5 protein-coding genes and 1 tRNA gene are annotated in these 6,644 nt (G+C 35.7%); 4 read left to right on the top strand and 2 right to left on the bottom strand.

Translation table 11 applies throughout. The features are described from left to right. Positions 1 to 60 precede the first annotated feature (60 nt). The 3 genes from IEW44_RS13280 to IEW44_RS13270 all read left to right on the top strand — a co-directional run bounded on the left by IEW44_RS13280 (position 61) and on the right by IEW44_RS13270 (position 2,996). Positions 61 to 132: transfer RNA gene (locus IEW44_RS13280), tRNA-Glu, on the top strand. 160 nt (positions 133 to 292) lie between these two features. Continuing rightward, positions 293 to 1,810: an AbgT family transporter gene (locus IEW44_RS13275; protein WP_188615542.1), complete on the top strand. Its 1,518-nt coding sequence runs from the start codon at positions 293 to 295 to the stop codon at positions 1,808 to 1,810. 13 nt (positions 1,811 to 1,823) lie between these two features. Then, entirely contained in the window at positions 1,824 to 2,996 is a 1,173-nt protein-coding gene (locus IEW44_RS13270) for an amidohydrolase (RefSeq protein ID WP_188615541.1), read from the top strand. A gap of 58 nt (positions 2,997 to 3,054) precedes the next feature. On the opposite strand, the gene IEW44_RS13265 is transcribed toward IEW44_RS13270, so the two are convergent. After that, the gene (locus IEW44_RS13265) at positions 3,055 to 4,722 is read right to left on the bottom strand and encodes a helix-turn-helix domain-containing protein (protein ID WP_188615540.1); all 1,668 of its coding nucleotides are present in this window, start codon (positions 4,720 to 4,722) and stop codon (positions 3,055 to 3,057) included. A gap of 122 nt (positions 4,723 to 4,844) precedes the next feature. On the opposite strand from IEW44_RS13265, the gene IEW44_RS13260 reads away from it, so the two are divergent. After that, the gene (locus tag IEW44_RS13260; protein WP_188615539.1) at positions 4,845 to 5,555 is read left to right on the top strand and encodes a MerR family transcriptional regulator; all 711 of its coding nucleotides are present in this window, start codon (positions 4,845 to 4,847) and stop codon (positions 5,553 to 5,555) included. 105 nt (positions 5,556 to 5,660) lie between these two features. Here the strand turns inward: IEW44_RS13260 and IEW44_RS13255 are convergent, their stop codons facing one another. After that, positions 5,661 to 6,578, bottom strand: coding sequence for a 1,4-dihydroxy-2-naphthoate polyprenyltransferase (locus IEW44_RS13255; RefSeq protein ID WP_188615538.1), 918 nt, complete (start codon positions 6,576 to 6,578; stop codon positions 5,661 to 5,663). Between the last annotated feature and the right edge of the window lie 66 nt (positions 6,579 to 6,644).

The raw sequence follows: 6,644 nt of genomic DNA, 5'->3' as shown, positions 1-6,644 counted from the left end.
GGCGCGAGGGTTCGAATCCCTCCTTCTCCGCCATCATGTTGAGTGGTAGAAAAAAGGCAAGGCCCCTTGGTCAAGCGGTTAAGACACCGCCCTTTCACGGCGGTAACACGGGTTCGAATCCCGTAGGGGTCATCAAGCACTTAAGACGTTTCGTCTTGAGTGCTTTTTTTGTGGTTATTTAGATGAATTATAGAATTCTACAAAGTAAATGCTATTTCTTTAGAGAAATAGCTATATTATATTTTTTATTATTACATATAATTAGAATATTCAGTTCTTTGGAGGGGTGTCGATGGAGGAAACTAAAAAGACAAAAATTATTGATCGGTTTTTAAATCATATTGAAAGAGCAGGTAATAAACTACCTGATCCAGTTACACTATTTGTTATTATGGCTTTTATCATTTTAATATTATCTTTTATTCTTTCAAAATTAGGTGTTACAGCTATAAAGCCTGGGACAGATGAAGAGATAGCCGTTGTGAATTTATTGAACCAAGAAGGAATACATAGGATTTTAACGGAGATGTTAACTAACTTTGTAAATTTCCCACCTTTAGGTTTAGTTATTGTATCAATGTTAGGAATAGGACTTGCTGAACAAAGTGGTCTTATATCAGCTGTGATGAAAAAAACAGTAATGAGTGCTCCCGAAAAACTTATTATACCTGTTATTATTTTAACAGGCATCGTTGGAAATGTAGCCGTGGATGCAGCTTTTATTGTATTACCACCTGTAGTAGCATTGATTTTTATGAGTATGGGAAAAAATCCACTTGTAGGTCTCTTCGTTACTTATGCATCAGTGGCAGGGGGATATAGCGCTAACTTATTAATTAATTCATTAGATGTATTGTTATTAGGTATTACAGAGCCAGCTGCACAATTTGTAGACCCTACATATACAGGTAGAGCTACTATGAATTATTATTTCTTAATTGTTTCGACATTTTTATTAGTAATTTTAGGAACCTGGGTAGCTACGAAAATAACAACGCCTCGTTTTGGAAAATACGAAGGTAAAATGGAGAAGTTGGAGCCCCTAACAAATCTTGAACGTAAAGGTTTACGCTGGGCAGGCATAGTAACATTCATCTATACGATTGTTATTTTAATAACCATTATCCCGTCAAACGGTTTACTACGTAACCCAGAGACTGGAGGTTTTTTAGATTCACCGTTTATGTCTAGTATTGTACCCATTATGTTATTCTTTTTCTTTTTACCTGCGTTAACTTATGGTATGATCACTAAGCAATTTACAAGTGATAAAGATGTAGCAGAAAAATTATTTAAGTCAGTGGCAGATATGTCACCTTTTATTGTCTTAGCTTTTGTTGCTTCACAAATGATTGCCTATTTTGGTTGGAGTAATATAGGGCCTATCTTAGCGATTAAAGGAGCAGAATTACTACAAGCACTTAACTTTACAGGTTTACCTATGATTATTGGTTTTATCTTTATTTGTGCTTTTATAAATTTACTTGTAGCAAGTGCGTCTGCAAAATGGGCATTACTAGCGCCAATTTTTGTACCAATGTTCATGCATTTAGGGTATAGTCCAGCCTTAACACAAGTAGTATATCGCGTAGGAGACTCGATTACTAATCCTATTACGCCGATGTTAGCCTACTTTGCTATTTTATTAGCTTTTGCAAAACGTTATGATAAAAATATTGGTATTGGAACGTTGATTTCAGCGTTACTCCCTTATTCTATTATTTTTGCAATTGGTTGGATGATTTTATTTAGTATTTGGTTTATCTTTGGTTTGCCTCTGGGTCCAGGGGATGGCATTTATTTAAAATAAGGAAGTGACACAGATGAGAGAGAGATTGTACGAATTATTAACGGAATATTATGACGAAATGGTAGAGATTAGACGTTATCTACATGAAAACCCTGAAGTATCCTATCATGAAGTAAATACGGCAAATTATATTGCTACGTATCAAAAAGCATTAGGACACGAAGTGAGGACAAATGTTGGTGGCAATGGTGTTGTTGCTAAATTACATGGGGGAAAGCCAGGAAAAACAATAGCATTGCGCGCAGACTTTGATGCTTTAGCCATTGATGAACAAAATGATGTGCCTTATAAATCGAAAAAATCAGGCGTGATGCATGCTTGTGGTCATGATGGGCATACAGCTACATTATTAGTATTGGCAAAAGCTTTAAATCAAATAAAAGATGAATTATCAGGAACGATCGTTTTTATTCATCAACATGCAGAAGAATTAGCACCTGGAGGAGCAATTGCTATGATTGAAGATGGATGTTTAGAAGGTGTAGATGTAATTTATGGTACGCATCTTTGGTCTACCGAGCCTCTAGGTAGCTTTATGACAAAGCCAGGTCCACTAATGGCAGCAGCAGATGCGCTAGCACTTACTGTTAAGGGACGTGGTGGACATGGTTCTGAACCACATTTGACAAAAGATGCTATTGTGATTAGTTCACAGTTTGTTATAAACTTACAACAATTGGTGGCAAGAAGAGTAAGCCCTATCAGTCCTGCTGTAGTGTCAATTGGTCGCTTTGAAGCTATTAACCCTTTTAATGTTATTGCAGATCAGGTTGAGATGGAGGGGACGGTACGTACTTTTGATGAGGCGACACGTAGTTTATTAGAAATAGAAGTGGAAAAAGTGTTAGCTGCCTCATGTGCTTTAACAGGTGCTGACTACGAATACGCTTATAAAAGAGGCTATCCAGCTGTAATAAACCATGAACAACAAACAGCGTTAACAATCGAGGTAGCTGCTAATGTACCTGGTATTGATAAGATTCATATATGCGAACCATTGATGGGTGGCGAAGATTTTGCTTATTATTTACAACATGTGCCAGGTTCATTTTTCTTTACAGGGGCAAAGAATCCAAGCTGGACAGAAGTTTACCCCCACCATCATCCTAAGTTTGATATCGATGAGCGTGCACTGTTAAACGCGGCTAAATCATTAGGCGCTATTACTTTAAAAGAAATGGAATAACTTAAGTCAAAACAGCTAACGGGTATTTATACGTTAGCTGTTTTTATTAGGCATTACGTTATAAATGGTCATAGAGAAAGATAGCAGCTTGCAAGTTAGCACTACTCGCTGTATTTTGTAAACGAAGTTGCAGAGTATCTTCTATTTTTTGTAGACGATAATATACCGAGTTCTGATGAAGATGTAAACCTTCTGCTGTGCGAGGTACACTTTTATCATATAAAAAATAAGCACGCAAGGTGTCAATCAATTCTTGTTTATGATCTTGTAAAATAGCACCAAGTGTCTCCTCGACAAAGTATTTTTTTTCCTCCATGGGGAGTTGCAAGAGGTAGCGATAAATTCCTAACTCTTGATAGGTAATAAACCGTTTACTATGTGTCATTGTTTGTAGTAATGCAATATCTTGCTCTGATAAGGATAGTTGACTCAATGTGGGCACGATGCGTCCAACATATACATAATCTTGGTAGAGTAAAGACTGTAATGTTGGCAAAACATCTGTTTGATCTTTCAAACAGACCAAACCAGTCACAACACTTTCATTAGGGAATAGCCATACTGTGCCTATCGTTTGGAAGTGTTGTTGTAATTGTTGCTCTAATGTAAGTAGTTGTTGCAGGTTATATGATTTCAAATGATACGTGAATAAAAAATAATGATGGCATTGTTGAATTTGTTTTATTTCATCACTACCGAAAACATCATGAGAGAGATGTCCCTTAATCAAAGAATGATATGCTTGTTGACGCAAAGCTAACTGTGTTTCATAAGAACGCTGTTCGTTAATTTGTTCAATAGCAATAATTGAGGCGCTATGAGTAAGCAAAATTTGTTGAAATAAAGTGAGCGCTTCTATTTGTGGTAAGACTAAGTAACCGATTGTACCGAAATGAGAGGCTACTTTATAAACAAAATAAATAACACTCTCATCTTGTAACATGAAAACGTCTTCTCTATGGTGCAATTGTTGTTGTAGTTTTTGTTCAATAGTATGATAGGCAATACTTTTAGTAGCCAATTTAAATGCCCCATCTTGGGTGAAATATAAAATAGTGACACCTACCATTTTCGATAATTGCATTAAGATTTGACGTAAGCTCATGCCTTTTAACATAGCTTTATTAAGTTGTTCATTATGTGTTAACGTTTGTAATAATGTATGATTGAGTTGCTGCTTTTCTTCAAGTTGTTGTGCCATTTGAATAACGACAGCAATTTGATTTGTAATGGCTTGTAAAAATAATAAATCTTGCTTTGTAAAAAAAGCTTTAGTAAAGAAATTATCGAGTGTAATGACACCAATAGCACGTTGTTGATAAATAATAGGTGCAGACATGCAACTGTAAGGATAGTTATGTACAATAGTTGCTTCTAAGTAATAATCTCGTTTTTGATTTTGCATATTACTCATTGCCTCTTTAATATTATTTTCACCATTAACAATAATAGCTTTTCTATATTTAAAAGCTTTACCACTAATCCCTTCACCGTTAGCTAACACATTATCTAAATAATAATCTTCTTTAAAATTAATAGCCGCCTTTGTTACTAAATGCTGTTGCTCCTCATCCCATAAAAAGAAAAAACCAGCATCCGCTTTATCAATCGTTTGTAGTACAATCTGTAAAATGGTTTTAACCTTATGTTGCAAAGAGCCTGTAGTATTTACGACATCTGCAATTTCGACAAAAGCTTGCCATTCTTTTTCAAACTGATTTTGCATAATAAATGACCTCTTTTGTTGTTTTTATCTCTATAATACCGAAAAAAACTAAAAAAATCCTCTCTTTTTATTGACTTTAACGTTACGTAAAACTTTATGATAAGCCGTAGGAGGTGAGAAAAGTGTTAACCATACAAGCATTAGCTAAGCTATCAGGTGTAAGTACCCGTACTCTTCGTTATTATGATGAGATTGGTCTATTAACACCTAGTGCCTACTCAGAGGCAGGATATCGTTTATATACACAACGAGAGATTGATATATTACAACATATTTTATTTTATCGCGCATTGGATGTGCGACTAGAAGAAATTAAGCAAATTATCTACAATGACAAATTTAATGTGCAACAAGCTTTACAATCACACCGTACTCAATTGATGCATAAACAACAGCAGATTCAAAAATTGATAAAAACATTAGATACGATGCTAGGAGGAGTAAATATGTCAAACACCGATAAATTTGAAGCATTTAAAAGTAAAAAGATTAAAGAGAATGAAGCGCAATATGGACAGGAAATCCGAGCGAAATACGGGGAGAAGGCAGTAGCGGAAGCGAATCAAAATTTCATGGGGTTATCAGAAGAGGCGTATCACAAGGCACAAGAGATTGAACAGAGACTATTTTTACTATTGCAGCAAAGAGGCGACCAACGATCTATTGCCAATCTTCATAAAGAATGGCTATGTTATTTTATGCCACAATATTCAGAAGACCTGCATAAAGGCATCGTAACAGGCTATTTAGCAGATGACCGTTTTATAAAGTATTATGATACAAAAGCGGGAGAAGGTGCTACACAATATTTAGTAGAAGCGGTTTGTCAGTAATGAAAATATAAGCAACACATTTACTTTTTAAAGTGGTAAATTGCGTGTAAACATAAAAGTGGTAAAGGGAAAATCACTGTCTCCCTCTACCACTTATTTTTTGCATTATAAAAAATAACCTAACAATAAGCCAACACCTAGTAGAAAGCCAAAAAATGTATTGGTTTGAGCTGTAAATTTCATAGCTGGCATTACTTCTTTAGGCGCTTGTTTATCCCTAAAAATCTCAATAGCTCGCAATGCTTTAGGAACACTTAAAATAACAAGTAATGTCCAGGCTGTAATACCATCAATCGCCACTAATGCGATAATCCACAAATAAGAAACAATGAAGAAAGCGGATAACACAGAGATGGCATGTTCGCGTCCTACTAAAATAGCCAATGTTTTACGCCCACCTTCTGTATCGCCTACAATATCTCTAATATTGTTAGATAGCATAATAGCGCCAACTAAAATCATGCTTGGTACAGATAATAAAACGGCATTTAATGTGATGTAACCAGTTTGGATATAAAAAGCAATAAGCACAATACCCATACCCATTACAGCACCAGATACTAGTTCACCAAATGGGGAGTAAGCAATGGGGTATGGGCCACCTGTATATAAAAAACCAATACCCATACATACTAAACCAACAGCCGCTAGCCACCATGAGGACATATAGCAAATATAAATGCCTAACAAAAGTGCAATGCCATAAAAGCTTAAAGCAATCATCATAATTGTGCGTGGCGCAACCCCGTGACGTACAATGGTTCCGCCGATCCCTACAGAGTCTTTTGTATCAAGGCCAAGTTTATAATCATAGTATTCGTTGAACATATTAGTTGCTGCTTGTATTAACATACTGGCAATTAACATAGCAAAGAATACGCCATAATGAATTGTTGTGTTTTCCAAAGAAAAGGCAATGGCTGTACCTAAAAAAACAGGCACAAACGATGCTGTGAGTGTGTGTGGTCTTGTTAAATGCCACCAGACGGAAATGCCCCTATCTGCTTCAATAACTTTTGTCATAAGATGACTCTCTCCTTAAAAATAATATGCATATCTTCTATTCTATATGAAGTTTAACAAATTGAA

The organism is Lysinibacillus alkalisoli (assembly GCF_014643595.1).
In the GTDB taxonomy this organism is placed as follows: domain Bacteria; phylum Bacillota; class Bacilli; order Bacillales_A; family Planococcaceae; genus Metalysinibacillus; species Metalysinibacillus alkalisoli.
Note: the sequence above shows the minus strand (reverse complement) of the source record. Positions and strands in the feature narration are given on the sequence as shown.